Source organism: Marinoscillum furvescens DSM 4134 (assembly GCF_003386095.1).
Taxonomy (GTDB): domain Bacteria; phylum Bacteroidota; class Bacteroidia; order Cytophagales; family Cyclobacteriaceae; genus Marinoscillum; species Marinoscillum furvescens.
Map to the genome: position 1 here is coordinate 225,255 of NZ_QREG01000002.1, position 20,609 is coordinate 245,863.

Here is a 20,609-nt window from a genome sequence, read left to right on the forward strand (position 1 = left end):
CTTCAGTACTCACTACTGCTACTGATTCGGTAGACGTTACTTCCGCTGGACCGGAAACGTTCGCTACTGCTCTGGCTTCAGATGACTACACCGTAGTAGTCGTTGACAACTCTTCGGGATGTGCTACGCAGCCTTACACCGTATTCATCGATGAAGTGCCTGCTAAACCAGAGTTCTCGGTAACAACTCAAGATGACAATACCGTGTGCGATGATGGTATCGCAGGAGCATTCAATGGGCTAATTGAAGTTTCACCTTCCACTTCTGGCACATCGGCGAATTATACCTACCAGTGGTATGAAGGAGCTAGCACAACAACGGCCATTGCAACCGAAACTGACTCCACCATTAATGCCATTGCAGGAGGCACATATACAGTGTTAATAACATCAAATGCTAACGCATGTGACACAGCGATTACCGTAACCATTGCTGATGCTCCGGATAATCCTACCATATCCGCCAGTACTATCAGTGATGTTGACGTTTGTACAGGAAATGCTGGATATCCAAATGGAGGAGTTGACATTACTGTTGCCAATGGGTCTGGTAATTACTCGTATGAATGGTACTACGGATCCGGTGTTGATAGCTCTAAAGAACTTGATAATTCTGATGATATATTTACCCAAAAAGGAATAGCAGGAACAGCAAGTGTAAACGTTTCGGGAGCAAGTTCAAACACTATCTCAGGACTCAATCCAGGAAATTACACAGTGAGAATTCTAGATACCGATAGAGGATGTTACTCTACACCGCAAACTTTCACAATTGCAGAAACACCAAGTGGATTAAGTGTCACAGCTCAAGTAGATCAGGACAACTTTAGCTGCGATACTGGTAATCCCAATGGAATTGTAAGCGTCAGTGCATCAGCAGGTGCCACTACTCCACGTTTTGAATGGTATGCCGGCACTAGTGCAATTGGAACTCCAATAGCGTCAACTTCGACAGTAAACAACCTTAAACACGGAACTTATACGGTTAAATTCATCGATGATGCGACAAATTGTTTCGTTACTGATCAAGTAACTGTAGATGAATTCGTTCCGACTGTCAACATAACAACTAGCGCAACTCCTCAAAACAACTGTAACGACCCTGATGGAACAGCTTCAGTTGATACGGAAAGTATCTCTTTTTCCCCTGCAGGTCCTCCTACTGGATTTACAGCACCGGGTACATTTACCTATCAATGGTACTATGGAGTGGGAACCACGACAGCATTAATAAATGGTACAGACCCGGGGAATGACTCCAACCCAGCGGGAGTTACAAGCGCTACTGTCACAGGTTTGGCAGCTGGAGACTACACGGTTGTAGTTACTGAAACTCAAAGTGGTTGCGTCAGTGCGTCTCAAACAGTAACAATTGGTGATAATGTTTCGGCAAATGCTCCAGATTTGGAGTTCAATGTTTCCATCTTACCAGGTGACTGTTCAGGTGTTGGCACATTCCAGGTGAGATTAGCTTCTAACCCTTCAGGTCATTCTTTTGCTTTTGAATTTTATGAAGGTGCTCAAAATTTTGCAGCTGACTCAACCTTTGGTACAGGACTACAAACAAATGATGAATTAGCATCCAATCCTGGTACTCCTATTACGGTAACTACCACAACAACCAATGCCATTGGAGGCACATATTCAGACAATCAGATTGAAGATGTAGTTTCTGGAGTTTACACTATTGTAGTTACTGATCAAACCACGAACTGTCGTTACCAGGAGTATTACAATCTAGGGTATGCAGGTCAACAAACTACAACAACAATCACTGTTGAAAATGTGGATCAATGTCCGGAAAATGGAGTTGCCAGAGTTGGGCTTGCAGATGACCCTACAAATGCAGGATATCAAGATGGTGATGTAGATGATATCTCCGAGTACATTTTATATCTCTATGCTGGAACGGGTATTCCTGCAGACAGAACTGCGCCTTACTCTTATAATGGATCAGTATTTCCTGTAACCTATAATGCTCAGAATGGTGAAATACGAGATGGTAATGGGGCATTAATTACGACATCTGACATACTTAATACTGATGATGAAGCAATATTTGAAGGACTCCCTGCAGGCCCTTATATTGCCGTAGCAAGAGAAAAACTAAACCCTGCATTTTCACCTGGCTCTACACTCGAGTGCTGGTCTGCAGCCTCTTTAGATGAAGAAATCCTTGATCTTGCCCATGAACCGATAGTTGATGCCTTCACCATTACCGATAATACCAATTGCGACATAAGTGCATCTGGCGCAAATGGACGGCTTGCTGTTACGATTGTAGAAGACCCCAATGAAAATGCCAACCCGGCTACCAACCAACAACCACCTGGTTATCGTTTTACATGGACAAGAGATTCAAATGGGCAAACTGTTTATTCTGAAGACATCTTTACTGAAACCGCGACATCCACTACACCTGATTCACTCAGCCCTGATGATTACACAGTCACCGTTGAAAGAGCATTAGAAACCTTCGACATCAATTATACTCCTGGTAGTGGGATATTTAATGATGGCGAGCGAGTTACATTTTCTGGAGGTGCTCATGGTGTAATTATTACTGACAATTCTGGAAGTGATATGTACATCTACATTACATCGGGGACTTTCTCCGATGGGGAGACAATCACAGGTACAACTTCAAGTGCTACCGCAACAGTAGACAGCAATGCTGCTGGAGCAATCCACCTGAATGGATGTTCAACAACACAATCATTCACTATTGGGAATAACCCGGAACAACATTTCATAACTAATGCCACAGTGATTGATTACAATAACTGTGACGGCATACCAGCTAGTACTGTCACGATCAATGATGGAGATATAGAAGTGGCTAGCGTTGGTCAGACAGCTAGTGATTACACTTTCCAATGGTTTAAAGGAAACACTTCCAATGACGTTACTGCCACTGTTGGGAATGGGGCTACAGCGAATATGAATCTTACAGGATCCCCTTTTGCGAATACTTATTACGTTATCGCAACGAGATCGTCTAACGGTTGCTCCACTCCTGCATTTGAAATCATTATAGATGACAACACCTCAGAACCTCAAGTATCTATTACCTCTACCTCAGATGACACTTCATGTGACCCGGATGCGAATGAAGGAAATGGTTCTATAACTTTCGAAATTTCCAATGCAGACCTAAATACAGATTACGACTATCAATGGTATGTTGGAACCGGTACTTCAGGCACGGCATTAACAAATGCCGGAACAATCAGTGGTGCTGTAGGAAGCTTAAATGGAGCAGCTCCAGCAAATTACGCTTCAACATTGGATGGAATCGATGGAGGTACTTACACTTTAGAGGTTATAGACAGATCGACACCAAATAACACATGTTCTGTTGTTGCCACAGTTTCCATCAATGAGGTTATTTCTCGTCCTACAATAGTAATTGCCGACAACCTAGATCTTAGAAACAACCAAAACTGTACAAATGAAAATGGTTACATCGAAGTACTAGACGTTAAAGAAAATGGAGCTGATCAGAATGTTGCTGGATATACATTTGAATGGTTCCAGAATGATGGAATTACAGCCATTGCAGGTACGGTAAGTAGTACAGGCACCGGGACAGACAATCGTGTTGATGACCTTACCGGTGGCACCTATAAACTCAGAATCACGAACAATTCCACTGAATGTGTAAGCTCTCAGTTAATTGACATCACCATCGACGATGTACAGGTAGACCCTGTCGTGCAACTCGCTTCTAAAACTGCTGATGCATTCTGTGACGGAGCCGATGAAAACGGTGACGGTACCATCGATGTAAACATCACCGAAGCGGGTGCTGCTGCTAACCTTGGAGACTACACCGTAGAATGGTACAGAGGTGCATTCACGAACAGACCTGCGGGTGGCACAGGTGATGCTTCTTTCATGTTCGACAACCAGGGCAACACCACTGGTGCGGCTAGAGGATCAGCAGACATTGGAGCTGACATCACCCAGCTCGACTCGCTCGAGTTTGGTAGCTATACCGTATACATACAGAAAGATGGAACTACCGCGCCAAACGCAGGATGTGACATCATCGCTACTTACAACATCATCAACGATCAGCCTACATTCTCGGTAGATGTTTCTGATGCCTCTCAGGTAGTCACTATGGACAACCAAAACTGTGACAACCCGAACGGAGCAATCAAAATACTCGGTGTGGAAGTGGATGGTGCGTTCGTAGACTTTGCTTCAAACACTAACTACTCGGTAACATGGGCGGGTGGTCCAGCTACTCATACCGTCAGCGTAGCTTCTGACTCTATATCAGCGCTTGTTGGTGGTACATACACAGCTACAATCACCAACACTTCTACTAGCTGTAGTGTCGCTACCGTCGAAATAACCATCGACGATGTACAGGTAGACCCTGTCGTGCAGCTCGCTTCTAAAACTGCTGATGCATTCTGTGACGGAGCCGATGAAAACGGTGACGGTACCATCGATGTAAACATCACCGAAGCGGGTGCTGCTGCTAACCTTGGAGACTACACCGTAGAATGGTACAGAGGTGCATTCACGAACAGACCTGCGGGTGGCACAGGTGATGCTTCTTTCATGTTCGACAACCAGGGCAACACCACTGGTGCGGCTAGAGGATCAGCAGACATTGGAGCTGACATCACCCAGCTCGACTCGCTCGAGTTTGGTAGCTATACCGTATACATACAGAAAGATGGAACTACCGCGCCAAACGCAGGATGTGACATCATCGCTACTTACAACGTCATCAACGATCAGCCTATTTTATCTATCGAATCAAATGATTACGTTCTGGTCAACAACACCAATTGTTCACCAGGAAATGGAACGATACGAATAGATACGATCAGAGAAGATGGGGTGATCTATGCCATGAGTTCCAATATTGGAAACTACACCTTTAGCTGGACAGGGCCTGGAGGTCCACTTGCGAGTACATCTAACCAGATCACTAATCTGGAAGCAGGAACTTACACCTTAAATTTCAGCAACAATACAACAGGGTGTCCTTCTACCTCTATAGATTTCGAATTTGAAATAACTGACGAAAGCGTAGAACCTGTCATCCAGCAAACCGCACGCACAGCTGATACTTACTGCGTCAATGGCGTAGATGGCTATACTGGAGATGGATCACTGACCCTTCGTATACGTGAAGATGGTGCAGATGCTACACTCAGCGACTACACTGTACAGTGGTATAGAGGCACTTCAGTGCCTGCTGGAACCACCACAGATGCTAACTTCTTAGCCGATGAATCTACTGCCATTGGTAGTAACTCCGGTCAAGCCAACGCAGGTAGCGCATATGTTGATGGCAACATCCTATCATTGGATAGCTTAAGTGCAGGATCGTACACAGTCATCGTAGAGAAAGTTTCTGGTACTGACAATTTGGGATGTAGCCATACCAATACTTTCGAAGTAGCATCTGATCCGGCACAGTTGACCATAGACCTCTCTACTCAGGTAACTTTTGATGACAACTACAACTGTGAAAACCCTAATGGATACATTCAAATCACAGGGGTATCAGAGGATAACGCCACTCCATTTAGCATTGCAGACTACAGCTTTAGCTGGGAAAAAGATGGCTCTGCATTCAATGATCCAAATGACGGAAGAATATCTAGCATAAGTGGCACCAACGACAGGCTGGATAGCCTGGCCGCTGGCACCTACTCTGTAGAAGCCACCAACCTGATCACTGGATGTGTGATGAGCTCTACTATAGAGATTCTTATAGAGGACTCTCCTATCAATCCTGAGATCATTTTTGGTAGCAAAACAGCTTCAACGCTTTGTAACAATGCAGCCACTGACGGAACAGGAAGTCTAAATGTATCCATAGAGGAAGATGGAAGTGCAGCCACTTTGAGTGACTACACCTTTACCTGGTATCGTGGCACCACCACCAATGCAGGAAATGAAATCTTCCCGAACGATGGAGGTACCAGAGGTAGTGCAGACACCACCAGTTCCTGGACTTCACTAGATAGCCTGGCCACTGGTCAGTACACACTAGTGATCCAAAAAGTGAATACTTCATCACCGAACGCTGGATGTATTGCACAGCGAACATTTGAAATCATTGAGAACCAACAGTTCCCTGTATTGAATGTTCCAGTTACACAAGTAACCAACAGTACTACTTGTCAAACACCAGGAAATGGTCAGATCACGCTTAATGCGAGCAATATCACCATCGGTGGTACAGCTCAAACTGATCTGGGAGACTTCAGCTGGACCATAACAGCTACCAATGGATCTACCATTAGTGGACAAACTTCTCCTTATAGCCCTACCCTATCTGGAGCAAGCGCAACACTTACAGACCTTTCGCCTGACGTCTACACCATTTCCATTGAGTCGAATGCTACGGGCTGTTTTGCGTCTTCCATCAACGTGGAAGTTCATGACCGATCACAAAACCCGATCATCGGTGACATTGAAATTACGCCTAACTCCAACTGTAGTGGTGGTAACGTGGCACAGGGAAGTGCCGAAATCCTCTCTATCGACGGAGCGGTGCCTTCTGCAGGAAACTATTCTTATCAGTGGTACATTGGCACCACAGCTACTGCTGGCAGTGAAGTGAGCAATACCTTTGCAGTGAGTGACTCTACTGAATTACTTCAGGATGTACCAGATAGTGTTTATACTGTGCGCATTATCAACAATGATGCAGCTAACAATACTGGATGCGTTAGTACGCAAACTGTACGAATCACCAACGATCCAGAGTACCCTGCTATTACTAGTTATGAAGTCAACAACAATGCTTTCTGTACTAGTGAAAACGGAACGTTCAACATTCTGAAAATCCGACATGCAGGCACGACGTACGAAGCGAGCAATACGGCAGACTCTACTACAATGGTCAATGACTTTAGCATAAGCGTGACTGACGCTAGTGGCAATACAGTGACAGATACTGATACCAGTACTCCGCTAGAAATTGATGGTCTGGGAGCTTCTGGCAACCCTTACACCATAGTCGTTACAAGATCCGCAGACTCACAGTGCGCATCAGCTCCACTTTCATTCAATGTAAGCGATGAACCATTCAACCCGATAGTTCAAATCGTGCAAGTGGAAGCCGACTCTACGTGTAATGGTTCGGGCACTGCCAATGGTATACTCCGAGCAATTCCTGACAATCAGCAGAACCCTACAGGGTACAATTACATCTGGAGAAATAGTGCAGGAAACACCGTAGGCACAAACAATGACTCACTGATGAGCCTCAATGCAGGGACTTATTCCGTTGAAGTTATAGACACGTTAAGTGGTTGTAGCACTACGGCTGAGTTTGTTCTGGAAAATGTGCCTAGTGAGCCGGAAATCACAACCCTCACCAAAGCGGATGTAACCACGTGTCAACCATCTGATGGATTGTTTGAAATCACAGGAGTCAGCACGGGAGCTTTGAGTGATTATACCTTTGCTTTCTACGATACCGATCCATCGGTAGGGTCCCCTACTCCTGTACAGGATAGTGCCAGCCCTGCGTTAAGTGCTTCGGCCACTCCGGCATATGACGTCACTCCAGGCACTTACTATGTGAGAGGCACCAACGTCAATACAGGATGTATCACTCCAATCCGACAAGTGACCATCGAAGACAATACGACTCCACCGGTCGTACGTCTGGAAGGCTTTACTTATCAGAGAAACTGTGATCCGTCAAGGCCAAATGGAACCTTTACAGTATCTGCTGACAATAGCCAGGATACGACAGCCTACTCTTTTGAGTGGACAGACGAAAATGGTACGGTAGTAGAAGCAAACAACTTCACTGCTGATAGTTTGGCAAGAGGCAATTACACAGTAACTGTCACCAATCTATCTACAGGATGTACTGCTGAGGCTACGTACTTCATGGAGGATGATTACCCAGATCCACTGGATATCAAAATCACCTCTGAAGGTAATCGCTATTGTGAAGATCCTAATGGACAACTAGCAGCTACGATTATCAATATTCCTGATGGGAAGTCTCTGAGTGGCTATAACTTCTACTGGTATGTGGGAGCACAAAGCAACCCGGATACTGCGCAAGCTGATCATATAGGCACTTCCTGGACCAACCTCAACAATGGTACCTATACACTATATGTGGTAGATACTGAGGATCCATACTGTCAGTCAGATATCCTGACTGCCGAAGTGGCTGATGAAACCGAAAGCAGTAGACCAGATTTCAGAGTAGACATTCTGAATACCGTTACCATCTGTTACGAAGATCAACCAAACGGTAGAGCTGTTATTGGATTTACAGCCAAACCAATATTCAATTATCAGTTTGACTGGTATGCTGGTACTGACACCACTGGTACAGTACTTCATACTGGCAATAACATCGACAGTCTGGCAGTGGGTGTTTACACTGTAGTGGCCACCGACCTGGAGTCTGGATGTGAAGCCATGCAGCAGTTCATCATGGACGAGTCCATTGCTCTGCCAAGTTTACCTTCGGTAACGGTAGTTGAGCATCGTACCAACTGTTCCGTGCCAAACGGCAGAGCATTTGCCAGAGTAAATGGTGAAACAGATGGCTATCGATTTGAATGGTATGCTGAAACTGACATGACTACTCCAGCCTTCATAGGTAGCGAAGTAGAAGGACTCGACTCTATCAACTATGTTGTAAGAGCCGTGAACATAGCTACCGGATGTGAATCTGCAGATAAGCCAGTGGAAGTAAGAGGTGAAATTGTAGACCCTGCGTTCACCATCGATGTGACCATGTCTAACTGTCTGAGAAATACAGACAACTCGATCAACCTCTTCACAGGTAGTGCACGCATCATCTTTGAAGAAAACAATCAAATACTTGCTGCATCCTGGATAGATCCAGATGGTATTGAATACAGCACTGATCCAGTGCTGGGCAATGCCAGACCTGGAAACTGGTCAGTTACCTTCACAGCTGACAATGGATGTGAATACACTGCAGATTTTGTAATCGGAGCTTCTATCAAGATTTACAACGCCGTATCAGCAAACGGTGATGGTAAGAACGATTACCTCATGATCGATTGTGTGGAATACTTCCCTAACAACAGAGTAAGTATCTACAACAGAGATGGATCGCTGGTATACGAAATCGAAGGTTATAACAACAATGACCGAAGATTTGAAGGTCAGAACAATATTGGAAGATCAGGATTGGATCTGCCAGTTGGCACCTACTTCTACTTTATCGATAAAGGTGATGGATCTGAAGTAGTACAGGGATATTTAGAGTTAGTTCGTTAAATTAAGCGTGAGAAATGAAAAAGTTAATATTCACATTAGGCATTCTTATGGTAAGCTTTTCGAGCTTCGCCCAGCTGCGTCCGCTTACCTCTACCTATCCGTTTAACGGACTGCTCATCAACCCTGCATATGCGGGAAGCTTGAACCTCCTATCAGTAACTGCGGTGCATAGAAGGCAGTGGCTAAACGTAGATGGGGCTCCTACTTTTACCGCGCTCACGGCACACAATTCATTCATGTCAAACCGCATAGGTGTAGGTTTATATGCTGCCAATGACCAAATCGGTGCTCATGTCACCAATTCTCTTTATGGCAGCTATGCATATAAAATAAAAACGGGAATTGGAATACTGGCTTTGGGACTGCAAGGTGGGTTTGATAGCCGCAGGTCGGATTTCTCCGAATTAGAGGTTTTTGACAGTAGCGACCCCTACTTCAGCGGTACGGTAAACCGGTTTACTCCAAACTTTGGAACCGGAGTTTACTTTGCCAACCCAAACATGTATGCAGGCATTTCAGTACCCTACCTACTTGAAAACAAAACACTTGTTCTCGAAGATGAAGATGGCTTAGCCTCAGACTCTCGTGAAAGCAGGTATTACTATGCTACCGGTGGAGTGATTTTCCCGGTGGCTCCCAATATCAAGTTGAGTCCTTCAGTGCTGCTTCGCATTCAGGAGCAAAACCGTATTGCTTATGATATTTCAGGCATAGTCATCTTCGAAGACATAGCTTATGTAGGACTCAGCTACCGAAACTCCAACGACATCACCTTCATTGGCCAGTTAATTCTTAATGAAAACTTCCGCGTTGGCTATGCTTATGACGCCACTACGAGTGAAATCAATACTGAAACCACAGGATCACACGAAGTACTGGTCAACTACCGCATCAAGCTGCACAACTATAAGAAGGATCCGGAGTGCCCCGTATATTTTTAGATGCTACTTGCGTGAGCCACTCAGGTCTGCAAGGAGTGCATTGGTAAGTGAAAGCAACAAACTAAAGAGTAGTGCCCACCAAAACCCCGTAACGGCAAAGCCTGGAACGATCACATCAGCCAAAAGGATCATCAGCGCATTGATCACAAGGAGGAAAAGCCCCAATGTAAAAACCGTGAGCGGAATAGTGAGGATGATTAACAATGGCTTCACGGTGAGGTTTAAGAGGGAAAGGATCAGCGCCACGATAACAGCCGCCAAAAAACCCTCGATATACACGCCAGGAAGTAGGTAGGATACGATAATAACCGCTAAAGAGGACAACAAAAGTCTTACAAGAAAATTCATCTAAGTGAGTTTTAGTCTATAATATCAATCTAAATATCGCTGCTGAAGTATATCCCAATGATGCTGCAAATGTCCGGCCATCACATAAAGTAGCGCTCTTACTGAAAACACAGCTCCATTAGCCTCGCCAGTTCGCACACTTTCTTCTTCATTCAGTGTTTGGGCAAACTCCAGATTAGAAACTCGCAAGCCTTCAAATTCGGCAACCAGTGAGGAGAGTGATCGTTCATCAAACCGGCCTGCCGCTACATATTCATCCTGATCATAACCACTCAATATCGCCTTGTCACCTCGGGCAAACCGAAGCGCCCTGTACGCCATGACACGCTCCGTATCGATGATGTGCCCAAGCACCTCTGCCACACTCCATTTGCCAGCTTCATATTTGTACAAAAGCTTCTCATCAGGAATTTGTTTGATATACTCAACAAATTCTTTGGACTGCTTCTTTAGGAAAGCCAGTATGTTCTCATCTCCTACCTCCGATATATACCCACTATAAAAATGCGCATACTCTGCGGGTGCCGGTTTATTGATCTTGTTCATTTTTAAACCAATTTGCGTATTTCAAATAATTTCCTGCTATTCTTTTGAGCATCTCTTTATTCTTACCATCCACTTCCTTTACTTTCTTAGCCGGCACGCCTGCATAAATGCTATTGGCTTCTACTACAGTGCCTTCTAAGACCACTGCTCCGGCTGCTACTATAGCCCCACTTTTCACCACAGCTCCGTCCATCACCATTGCACCCATTCCTATCAGCACACCATCTTCCAGTGTGCACCCATGCACTATGGCATTGTGTCCTATAGACACGTCACTGCCTATATTCGTCGGTGCCTTTTCAAACGTGCCATGAATCGTGGCATTGTCCTGAATATTCGTACGATCTCCTACTTTGATGTAATTCACATCGCCGCGCACCACAGCACCAAACCACACCGTGCAGTCATCTCCCATTTGCACCTCTCCTACCACTGTGGCATTATCCGCCAGCCAGCAGTCCTTACCAAAGACTGGTTTTTCTCCACGTACAGATTTAATCAGGGCCATATCATTTCGTTTTTAAAACCTTATAAATTGCAAGGACGTTAAGGTAATCGTTTTCACTAAAAAAGTGAACGAGAACACGAATCAACCACTCGCAAACTTTAATTTCGCACGAGCAAAAACAACAACCATGATTCGAATATTATCTATTGTCGCTTTGGTGATTATCACCGTAGCATCATGTACCCAACCAGCGAAAGACAACCTGGAAGCTACAGAAGCTCAGCGTGTGCAGCGCATCCATGAGCTGGCTGATCACCTGGCCATCGACACCACCAACTCAGTAGTTACCTGGATTGGCAGCAAACCTACTGGTCAGCACAATGGCATTATCGCGCTCGACTCAGGTACAGTTTCTATCTATCAGGACACCCTTGTAGCAGCCTTTATCCGAATAAACATCTCCTCTCTACAGGTGATGGATATAGAAGACCCTGATAAAAATCAAAAACTTAAAACGCATCTGCTGTCAGATGATTTCTTTCATGAGTCTGCACATCCCTTTGCTTCCTTTGAGGTGACAGATATTAGCACATACGACTCCACATTGGTAGCATCCGATCAGGAGCAGTACCCTTCTGAATTTGCTCCAGCAAAACTGAGCGAATTTATGGTAGCATCACCCACTCACATCGTCAGCGGAAATCTCACCATGCGTGGCACCACCAAAAACATTTCCTTCCCGGCCAAAATCGAAAGAGAAAGTAAGCGTTACGTGATTGAAGCTAAGTTTAACATCGATCGCACAGATTGGAAATTGTCCTACAACAGTGAAGCAAACGTAGTGGACAAAGCCAAAGACCGGTTCATTTACAACACGGTAAATGCAGGCATATACCTGGAAGTGCCCATAGAAGACAAATGATAATACTGCCAAAATGGCACAGTCTTAAATTTCATTTTATCTTTGCCTTTCCTTAAAAATTGAAACTACTTCGAATATGACGCAGGTGATAGCAGATCTTGAGCTTTTGGACAAAAAGACCGAAGAGCAAGACGAGAGTTGTGGAGTGAAAATTTCGAAAGAAAGCAACAACGACCAGGCCCGAAAACTATACATAGAAAGCTATGGATGTCAGATGAATTTTTCTGACAGTGAGATCGTTACATCCATTTTACAGAAAGAGGGCTTTGATACCACTTCTTCTTTCGATAAGGCAGATGTCATTCTGCTCAACACCTGCTCGATACGTGAGAAAGCCGAACTAACAGTAAGGAAACGACTTACACAGTTCAATAAAATCAAGGAAGATCGTCCGGAAGTCACCATTGGGGTCCTCGGCTGTATGGCAGAACGCCTCAAAGCAAAGCTACTCGAAGAGGAAAAAATCGTGGACCTGGTAGTAGGGCCAGATGCCTACCGTGACTTACCTAACCTCGTAAAACAAGCCGAAGACGGTGAAAAAGGAGTGAACACGTTCCTCTCTAGAGAGGAAACCTATGCAGATATCTCACCCGTTCGCCTCAACTCCAACGGCGTAACGGCATTCATCTCTATCATGCGTGGATGTGACAACATGTGCTCTTTCTGTGTGGTGCCCTTCACACGTGGACGAGAACGCTCCCGAGACCCACACTCCATAGTAAAAGAAGCAGAAGAATTGTTTCAAAATGGATTCAGGGAAGTAACACTACTTGGCCAAAACGTGGATTCTTACAAATGGTCTGCAGAAGAAAACAACAAAGCCCGACTCGAAAAACAAGGAGTTGATGAAGTGGTAAACTTTGCCAACCTACTGGAGATGGTAGCTAAAGTAAGCCCGGACTTGCGCGTGCGCTTTTCCACCTCCCACCCAAAAGACATCACTGATGAGGTATTGCACACCATGAAGCAATACGAAAACATCTGTAAATACATCCACCTGCCTGCTCAAAGTGGAAACAGCAGAGTACTCGAACTGATGAACCGCACCTACGACCGTGAGTGGTACATCAACCGTGTGGATACAATCCGAGACATATTGGGGGAAGATTGCGGCATTAGCTCAGACATGATTGCTGGTTTTTGTACCGAAACCGAGGAAGAGCACCAGGATACGCTCTCGTTGATGGATTATGTAAAATACGACTTTTCATACATGTTTTTCTACTCCGAGCGACCTGGTACACTGGCTGCCAAAAAGTACGAAGACGATATCCCTCTGGAAGTAAAAAAACGAAGACTTCAGGAAATCATTGCCAAACAGCAAGAGCACTCCCTGGAGCGCAACAAGCGAGATATCGGCAAAACTTTTAAGGTACTGATAGAAGGAACAAGTAAGCGCTCAGATGAAGACTTACAAGGCAGAAATACCGCCAATAAAGTAGTAATCTTCAAAAATACAGGACAACAAAAGGGTCAATACGTAAACGTTAAAATTCATGACTGTACAGCAGCGACCCTTTTCGGAGAAATCGTAGAGTAAATGGACTACAAGATAGACTCAGAAATTCAAACCGTAAAACAACGATTTGAAATCATTGGCAACTCTCCGAAGCTAAACAATGCTATACGGGTAGCCATGCAGGTGGCACCTACAGACATGAGCGTGCTGATCACTGGCGAAAGCGGAGCCGGTAAGGAGTCTTTCTCCAAAATCATTCACAGCTTATCACACCGCAAGCACGGGCAGTTTATAGCAATCAACTGCGGAGCTATACCTGAAGGCACGATCGATTCCGAGCTATTTGGTCACGAAAAAGGAGCATTTACTGGGGCTCACGAAGCGCGAAAAGGCTACTTTGAGGTAACTAATGGAGGCACCATTTTCTTGGATGAAATCGGGGAAATGCCCGTAAGTACTCAAGCCAGACTACTCCGCGTGCTGGAAAACGGAGAATTTATCAAAGTAGGGTCTTCCAAAGTACTCAAAACCGATGTGAGAATCATAGCCGCTACCAACGTGGATCTCACAGAAGCAATCGAAAAAGGCAAGTTTAGAGAGGACCTGTACTACCGACTAAATACCGTTCCCATCATGGTGCCGCCTTTGCGAGAGCGCGGCGAAGATGTATTGCTCCTGTTTAGAAAGTTTGCCACCGACTTTTCTGACAACTACCGAACCAAACCCATAAGCCTCACAGACTCAGCAAAAGAAATGCTGATGAAGTTTAGGTTTCCAGGCAATATCAGGCAGCTCAAAAACCTGGTAGAGCAAATGAGTGTCCTGGAGATGGACCACCAAATAGACGCTGACACCCTGCTCAAATACCTTCCAAAGACCACCAGTTATTTGCCGGCACTGGTTAGTGGAGAAAAGGGCTCGGATGAGCACAAAAACTTTTCAGAGCGCGACATACTTTACAAAGTGCTGTTCGACATGAAAAGAGACATGTCTGAAATGAAGGGGTTGATCCATCAGATTTTGTCTGAAGACACCTCCCGAAGTGAAATACTCTCTCAGCATAAGCGTTTGTTTAACGACATGGACACCCCGGCCCCACCGCCGGCATATCCATCAGAGCCTCGTGAAGAGCCTACGCCGAACCCACTAAAACCAATCATGTTGGAAACCGGCAAGGAGCGAACAGAAGAAGATACAGACACCTACGATATCGAAGATATCACGCACGAGACGGAAGATGATGACTCCCTTTCGCTAGAAAAGAAAGAAAAGGAACTTATCATCATGGCACTCCAGAAAAACAATAACAAGCGTAAATATGCAGCCAGAGATTTGGGCATATCCGAGCGCACACTATATCGCAAAATCAAGCAATATGAGATCGATAACTAATAGCATAGCCCTACTTTTACTCTTTTCACTGACAGGGTGCGGTGTATATAGCTTCACAGGAGCGTCTATTTCGCCTACCGTAAAAACGATCTCCATTGGTACGTTTTACAACAACGCCACACTAGGCCCGTCCAATATGAGTGTAGTCTTTACGGAAATGATCAAAGACTACTACCAACAAAATACAAGCCTGACACTGGTAGACGAAAATGGCGACCTACAGCTGGATGGCTATATTGCCGACTATACCATCACACCCGTGTCAGCCACAGCATCCGGCAACAACGATCAGGCTGATTTTTCTAGCATGTCGCGCATTACCATCACGGTTTTTGCCAGCTACATCAATACACAGGACGATGAATTTGACTTTGAGCGAAAGTTTTCGTTTTTTGTTGATTACGACCAAAACTCTACAGATTTGTCATCTGAAGAGCAACAATTTTCCGAAGAGATATTTGACCAGATCATTCTCGATATCTTCAATGCCTCTGTGGCAAATTGGTAATTTTTCTTAATTTAGATTTTAATCAACTCAATAGTTCCTCGTGAATAAGCAGAAATTTGTTGAACACCTGAGAAAACCCGGAGAAGTAACCGAGCAATCGCTATCAGAACTGGAAGACCTTATCCAAGCTTACCCTTATTTTCAGGGAGCAAGAACGCTGCTAGCTAAAGCCAGTAAGCAACTAAAAAATAAAAAAGCTGGCCTCAGGATAAACTCTGCTGCCATCTATGCTACCGACCGTGCACTGCTCAAACGCTACATCAACGATGAGCTCATTTTTCTCAACCCACTCCAGGTACATGAATCACATGAGGCAGATCACGAGCGCGATCTCAGCAAAGCCATAAAGAAAAGTACCACTCCCCCTGTGGTGCCTGCCAAACAAGACAAAAAGCAACCGAAACCAACACCACAGGAGGAGCTCCCCAAACAAGAAGCTACTCCTCCGAAAGCAAAACAGGAAACCAAAGCAGAGCCACCTGCTTCGAAAAAGGTAGACATTCCTATAGTTTCTACAGAGCCCGGACCTCCTTCAGATCTAGATCATATCATAGATGAACTCTATCAGGACCTGGAAGAGCTCAAGTCCAACAGAGCCAAACTAAAAGAAATAGAAGATCAGCTGGCCGAAGAAGAAGCCGTTTCCAATGCCGTAAAAAAAGCTACAGCCAAAGCTGCCGCTAAGGACAAACCTGCTGGAGAGACTAAAAAAGCAGCCGCTAAAAAGGAAACAGCTAAAGATAAGCCCCAGGCCAAAGACGAAGAAAAAGCAGCAAGCAAGCCTGCCACTAAATCTGCTAAAAAAGAAACACCTAAAGCGAGCGCTTCAAAATCAAAAAAGGCAACCGCTAAATCAAGCACTACCAAAGCCAAGACTAGCGAAACAAAATCAACAAAGGCTAAAAAGGAAGAAACATCGGATGCTGAACCCGTAAAAAAAGCTTCCGAATCGAGATCCGCACGAACAAGTCGTAAAAAGTCTACCTCAGCGAGTACTGCAAAAAAGGCTACTACCAAGAAATCTACGACAGCAAAATCTTCAGCTTCCAAGTCCACAGCAGCCAAGAAAAGCACTTCGAAAACCAGCAAAACCAAGCCGGCCAGTAAAAAAACTGCTACGAAGAAAGACGAAGGCAATAAGACCGAAGGAAAAGAAGACAAAGGAGAGCGTCCGAAAGTTGATCAAAACTCCATAATTGACAACTTTATCAAAACAAACCCATCGATCACTCCCGCACAGGCCAAGCCTCCTGTGAAAAGCGAAGAGGACCTTTCAGGAGACAGCACACTACTTCACCCAGACATAGCCTCAGAGTATCTAGCCGAAATCTATCTGGAGCAAGGCAGTATAGAGCGCGCCATTCAAATATATGAAGCACTAATGGTGAAATTTCCTGAAAAATCGGTTTACTTTGCCGACGTTATTAAAAAATTAAATAAAGAGAGATAGAATGTACGCGCTGATTGTAAGTATTATCATCCTCGTAGCTTTGCTACTGATCCTTGTTGTGTTGGCACAAAACCCAAAAGGAGGAGGACTTTCCAGCCAGTTTGGTGGAAGTGGCACCCAGCAGATCATGGGAGTAAAAAAGACCGGCGACCTGCTGGAAAAACTAACGTGGGGATTTGCCATAGCACTTTTGGTGCTGACTTTGGCTACAAACTTTTTTATTACTGAAAACACACAACAGTTCTCTTCACCCAACATCGAAAACGCTCAGGGCACCGTACTTCCTTCGCAAAGCATACAACCTTCTGCTGAGGACGGATCTATCGAGGATCTTGGCTTAGAGGGTGACTCTACCAACTAATCAGTAGAAAGCTTACGCAGTATTATTCTCTTTGCCACTGGCAGTACAGTCTGTGGCAAAGGGAACTTTAGCTTACTCACCACACAAAAAGTTGCCGGGTTTGGCAATTCCTTAAAACGCCGCACCAGATCCAGCTTGATCTGCTCAAATGTCCGGCTGATATCCTTAAAGTCATCTGCTACAAACGTGGTATTCATAGCGCGGTATTTCTCATCTGCCCGCTCAAACACCGACAACTGATAGCGGTACACCTTCACATCACGAGCAGCATCCTGATTGAACAGGAAATACCCTTCATTCTTATAGATAGGCGATAAGCCCACCTCTTCTACCTCCAGATGCTCCTCCACCAGGTCATAGAGCTCCTTCCCCTCTTCTATCGTTTCTTCTAGCTGAGGCAGCGCAAACCCAATAATCTCCTCAATCTCGGCCATCACTTCATCATCATGAATGATGCGCTTGTAAGTAAACTGCAACTTTTCAAAATCAGCCTTTGAGATAGACTTGGGAAAGTTCTCATAGTACAACTCCTTGTTGGCTTTAACCTGCTGCAGATTGCGGTAATGCATGATCAAGTCTGACAAAAACGGAAAAAGCTCCGAGGCATCAAATCGTTTTCGTATGTCTTGCAAATAAGCCAGCAACACATACTTCTTATACTCATAATCGATCATCCCATCTGTGAGCCAGTCATGTTTCAAGTTTGTCATACGCTGTGGTGTTTTTTATCACTAAAAAATTAATAAGCAATTCACAAAATGGCAAACTGTCAGATAGACTGACAGACACCAACTACCAAACTGATATTTTGTCAGGTAATTACTGACAAAACAATAAAATCAGGCATTTTTCTCCCTTTGGCATATAAAATGCTCATAGGCCTATTCGAAAGATTAGTTTAACAAATTAACTAACCATATAACAACAACGAACATGTCAAAAGTTAATTTCAAACCATTGGCTGATAGGGTTCTGGTAGAGCCTGCGGCAGCAGAAGAGAAAACCGCATCAGGTATCATCATTCCTGACACTGCAAAAGAAAAACCTCAGCGAGGTGAGGTTGTCGCTATTGGTACTGGTAAGAAAGACGAGCCTATCAACGTGAAAGTGGGCGACCAGGTACTTTATGGCAAATACTCAGGCACTGAAGTGTCTATAGATGGTAAAGAGTATTTGATCATGAAAGAAGCTGACATTTACGGAATCGTATAACCCGAATTACCTAATTCTTAAAAATCTTAAATCGAAATAATTATGGCTAAAGATATTTTCTTCGATACCGACGCAAGAGATAGCATCAAGAAAGGTGTAGACATCCTTGCAGACGCAGTAAAAGTAACCCTCGGACCTAAAGGCCGAAACGTAATCCTTGACAAGAAATTCGGTGCACCTACAGTAACCAAAGATGGTGTTTCTGTAGCAAAAGAAATCGAATTGAAGGAGCCTATCGAAAACATGGGCGCTCAGCTTGTAAAAGAAGTGGCTTCTAAAACTGCAGATGACGCTGGAGACGGTACTACTACTGCTACCGTGCTTACTCAGGCGATCTTCGGTCACGGTATCAAAAACGTAGCTGCTGGTGCTAACCCTATGGACCTCAAAAGAGGTATCGACAAAGCGGTGGCTAAAGTAGTAGAAAACCTACGTACTCAGTCTAAAGAAATCTCTACTAGCGAAGAAATCGCTCAGGTAGCTTCTGTATCTGCTAACAACGACGCTGAGATCGGTAAAATGATCGCTGACGCAATGGACAAAGTAGGTAAAGACGGTGTGATCACTGTAGAAGAAGCAAAGGGTACTGAAACTGAAGTGAAAACTGTAGAAGGTATGCAGTTTGACAGAGGTTACCTTTCTCCTTACTTCGTGACCAACACCGAGAAAATGGAAGCTGAGTTGGAAAACCCTTACATCTTGATCTACGACAAGAAGGTTTCTAACATGAAAGAATTGCTTCCTATCCTCGAAGCTACTGCTCAGACTGGCAAGCCACTTTTGATCATCGCTGAAGATGTAGAAGGTGAAGCTCTTGCTACGCTCGTAGTAAACAAAATCAGAGGATCACTGAAAATCGCTGCTGTGAAAGCTCCAGGATTCGGTGACAGAAGAAAAGCAATGCTTGAGGATATCGCTATCCTTACTGGCGGTACAGTAATCTCTGAGGAAAGAGGCTACAAACTAGAAAACGCTACGCTTGATTACCTCGGTACTGCTGAGAAAATCAACATCGATAAAGACAATACTACCATCGTAAACGGTGCTGGTAAAAAAGAAGATATCGAAGCACGCGTAAACCAAATCAAATCTCAAATCGAGAACACTACTTCTGATTACGACAAAGAAAAGCTACAAGAGCGTCTTGCTAAGCTTTCTGGTGGTGTGGCTATCCTTTACATAGGTGCGGCTACAGAAGTAGAAATGAAAGAGAAAAAAGACCGTGTGGATGATGCACTACACGCTACAAGAGCTGCAGTACAAGAAGGTATCGTAGCTGGTGGTGGTGTAGCACTGATCAGAGCGCTCAAAGCCATCGAAGGGCTGAAACTCGACAACATCGACCAGACTACTGGTGTAAAAATCATCTTCAACGCTATCCAGGCTCCTCTTAGAACGATCGTAGGAAACGCCGGTGGTGAGGCTTCTGTAGTAGTAAACGCTGTGAAAGAAGGCAAAGATGATTACGGATTCAACGCTGCTACTGGCGAATATGTAAACATGTTCAAAGCTGGTATCATCGATCCTACTAAAGTTACTCGTCTGGCATTGGAGAACGCTGCGTCTATCGCTTCACTCCTATTGACTACCGAGTGCGTAGTAGCTGATCACCCTGAAGAGGAAGCAGCTCCTGCTGGAATGCCAGGTGGCGGAATGCCAGGTGGCATGGGCGGCATGATGTAATCAAAACGCTTCAGTATTTTAAAAAAGGTCGATTCAGTTCTGAATCGACCTTTTTTTTTGTATCACTATCAAATTTTTG

The 20,609-nt window shown here is 44.6% G+C and carries 14 protein-coding genes; 10 read left to right on the plus strand and 4 right to left on the minus strand.

Going from position 1 to position 20,609, the window contains the following annotated elements; all coding sequences use genetic code 11:
• The first annotated feature begins 155 nt into the window (after positions 1–155).
• Together C7460_RS23610 and C7460_RS03365 are read left to right on the plus strand one after the other, a co-directional pair.
• On the plus strand, positions 156–9,260 hold the full coding sequence (locus C7460_RS23610) for a gliding motility-associated C-terminal domain-containing protein (protein ID WP_221409436.1): 9,105 nt from the start codon (positions 156–158) through the stop codon (positions 9,258–9,260).
• A gap of 14 nt (positions 9,261–9,274) precedes the next feature.
• Positions 9,275–10,201 (plus strand): PorP/SprF family type IX secretion system membrane protein, encoded by a 927-nt coding sequence (locus tag C7460_RS03365; RefSeq protein WP_115866661.1) that lies wholly within the window; start codon positions 9,275–9,277, stop codon positions 10,199–10,201.
• 3 nt (positions 10,202–10,204) lie between these two features.
• Here the strand turns inward: C7460_RS03365 and C7460_RS03370 are convergent, their stop codons facing one another.
• Genes C7460_RS03370 through C7460_RS03380 form a run of 3 tightly spaced genes read right to left on the minus strand, consistent with a single transcriptional unit; the run spans position 10,205 to position 11,603 of the window.
• Positions 10,205–10,549 (minus strand): phage holin family protein, encoded by a 345-nt coding sequence (locus C7460_RS03370; protein WP_115866662.1) that lies wholly within the window; start codon positions 10,547–10,549, stop codon positions 10,205–10,207.
• 24 nt (positions 10,550–10,573) lie between these two features.
• The gene (locus C7460_RS03375) at positions 10,574–11,095 is read right to left on the minus strand and encodes a DinB family protein (RefSeq protein WP_115866663.1); all 522 of its coding nucleotides are present in this window, start codon (positions 11,093–11,095) and stop codon (positions 10,574–10,576) included.
• Positions 11,079–11,603 (minus strand): gamma carbonic anhydrase family protein, encoded by a 525-nt coding sequence (locus tag C7460_RS03380; protein WP_115866664.1) that lies wholly within the window; start codon positions 11,601–11,603, stop codon positions 11,079–11,081. The genes C7460_RS03375 and C7460_RS03380 overlap by 17 nt, the downstream gene beginning before the upstream one ends.
• Positions 11,604–11,730: 127 nt before the next feature.
• On the opposite strand from C7460_RS03380, the gene C7460_RS03385 reads away from it, so the two are divergent.
• The 6 genes from C7460_RS03385 (at position 11,731) to secG (ending at position 17,635) form a co-directional block, all read left to right on the plus strand.
• A complete protein-coding gene (locus C7460_RS03385) occupies positions 11,731–12,465 on the plus strand; it encodes a YceI family protein (protein ID WP_115866665.1) in 735 nt (244 codons plus the stop codon).
• A gap of 76 nt (positions 12,466–12,541) precedes the next feature.
• On the plus strand, positions 12,542–14,005 hold the full coding sequence (gene miaB / locus C7460_RS03390) for a tRNA (N6-isopentenyl adenosine(37)-C2)-methylthiotransferase MiaB (protein WP_115866666.1): 1,464 nt from the start codon (positions 12,542–12,544) through the stop codon (positions 14,003–14,005).
• Positions 14,006–15,316: a sigma-54 interaction domain-containing protein gene (locus C7460_RS03395; protein ID WP_115866667.1), complete on the plus strand. Its 1,311-nt coding sequence runs from the start codon at positions 14,006–14,008 to the stop codon at positions 15,314–15,316.
• Positions 15,300–15,824, plus strand: a complete 525-nt coding sequence (gene lptE / locus C7460_RS03400; RefSeq protein WP_115866668.1) for an LPS assembly lipoprotein LptE — start codon at positions 15,300–15,302, stop codon at positions 15,822–15,824. Before C7460_RS03395 ends, lptE begins: the two co-directional genes overlap by 17 nt.
• A gap of 40 nt (positions 15,825–15,864) precedes the next feature.
• A complete protein-coding gene (locus C7460_RS03405; protein ID WP_115866669.1) occupies positions 15,865–17,274 on the plus strand; it encodes a hypothetical protein in 1,410 nt (469 codons plus the stop codon).
• Position 17,275: 1 nt separating this feature from the next.
• Positions 17,276–17,635, plus strand: a complete 360-nt coding sequence (gene secG, locus C7460_RS03410) for a preprotein translocase subunit SecG (protein ID WP_115866670.1) — start codon at positions 17,276–17,278, stop codon at positions 17,633–17,635.
• Here secG and C7460_RS03415 read toward each other — a convergent pair.
• Positions 17,632–18,345 carry a hypothetical protein gene (locus C7460_RS03415; RefSeq protein ID WP_115866671.1) on the minus strand — a complete coding sequence of 238 codons (714 nt, stop codon included), beginning with the start codon at positions 18,343–18,345 and terminating at the stop codon, positions 17,632–17,634. The two genes, secG and C7460_RS03415, sit on opposite strands and share 4 nt — an antisense overlap.
• Positions 18,346–18,568: 223 nt before the next feature.
• On the opposite strand from C7460_RS03415, the gene C7460_RS03420 reads away from it, so the two are divergent.
• Complete coding sequence (locus C7460_RS03420) at positions 18,569–18,847, plus strand: co-chaperone GroES (protein WP_115866672.1); 279 nt, start codon at positions 18,569–18,571, stop codon at positions 18,845–18,847.
• A gap of 42 nt (positions 18,848–18,889) precedes the next feature.
• Positions 18,890–20,530 carry a chaperonin GroEL gene (gene groL / locus C7460_RS03425; protein ID WP_115866673.1) on the plus strand — a complete coding sequence of 547 codons (1,641 nt, stop codon included), beginning with the start codon at positions 18,890–18,892 and terminating at the stop codon, positions 20,528–20,530.
• Positions 20,531–20,609: the final 79 nt, after the last annotated feature.

What these genes read in the sequence shown, in the direction of transcription:
- secG (WP_115866670.1), top strand. Translation starts at nt 17,276, where the DNA reads ATGTACGCGCTGATTGTAAGTATTATCATCCTCGTAGCTTTGCTACTG.
- C7460_RS03385 (WP_115866665.1), top strand. Translation starts at nt 11,731, where the DNA reads ATGATTCGAATATTATCTATTGTCGCTTTGGTGATTATCACCGTAGCA.
- C7460_RS03375 (WP_115866663.1), bottom strand. Translation starts at nt 11,095, where the DNA reads ATGAACAAGATCAATAAACCGGCACCCGCAGAGTATGCGCATTTTTAT.
- C7460_RS03395 (WP_115866667.1), top strand. Translation starts at nt 14,006, where the DNA reads ATGGACTACAAGATAGACTCAGAAATTCAAACCGTAAAACAACGATTT.
- groL (WP_115866673.1), top strand. Translation starts at nt 18,890, where the DNA reads ATGGCTAAAGATATTTTCTTCGATACCGACGCAAGAGATAGCATCAAG.
- miaB (WP_115866666.1), top strand. Translation starts at nt 12,542, where the DNA reads ATGACGCAGGTGATAGCAGATCTTGAGCTTTTGGACAAAAAGACCGAA.
- C7460_RS03365 (WP_115866661.1), top strand. Translation starts at nt 9,275, where the DNA reads ATGAAAAAGTTAATATTCACATTAGGCATTCTTATGGTAAGCTTTTCG.
- C7460_RS03370 (WP_115866662.1), bottom strand. Translation starts at nt 10,549, where the DNA reads ATGAATTTTCTTGTAAGACTTTTGTTGTCCTCTTTAGCGGTTATTATC.
- C7460_RS03380 (WP_115866664.1), bottom strand. Translation starts at nt 11,603, where the DNA reads ATGGCCCTGATTAAATCTGTACGTGGAGAAAAACCAGTCTTTGGTAAG.
- lptE (WP_115866668.1), top strand. Translation starts at nt 15,300, where the DNA reads ATGAGATCGATAACTAATAGCATAGCCCTACTTTTACTCTTTTCACTG.
- C7460_RS03420 (WP_115866672.1), top strand. Translation starts at nt 18,569, where the DNA reads ATGTCAAAAGTTAATTTCAAACCATTGGCTGATAGGGTTCTGGTAGAG.
- C7460_RS03415 (WP_115866671.1), bottom strand. Translation starts at nt 18,345, where the DNA reads ATGACAAACTTGAAACATGACTGGCTCACAGATGGGATGATCGATTAT.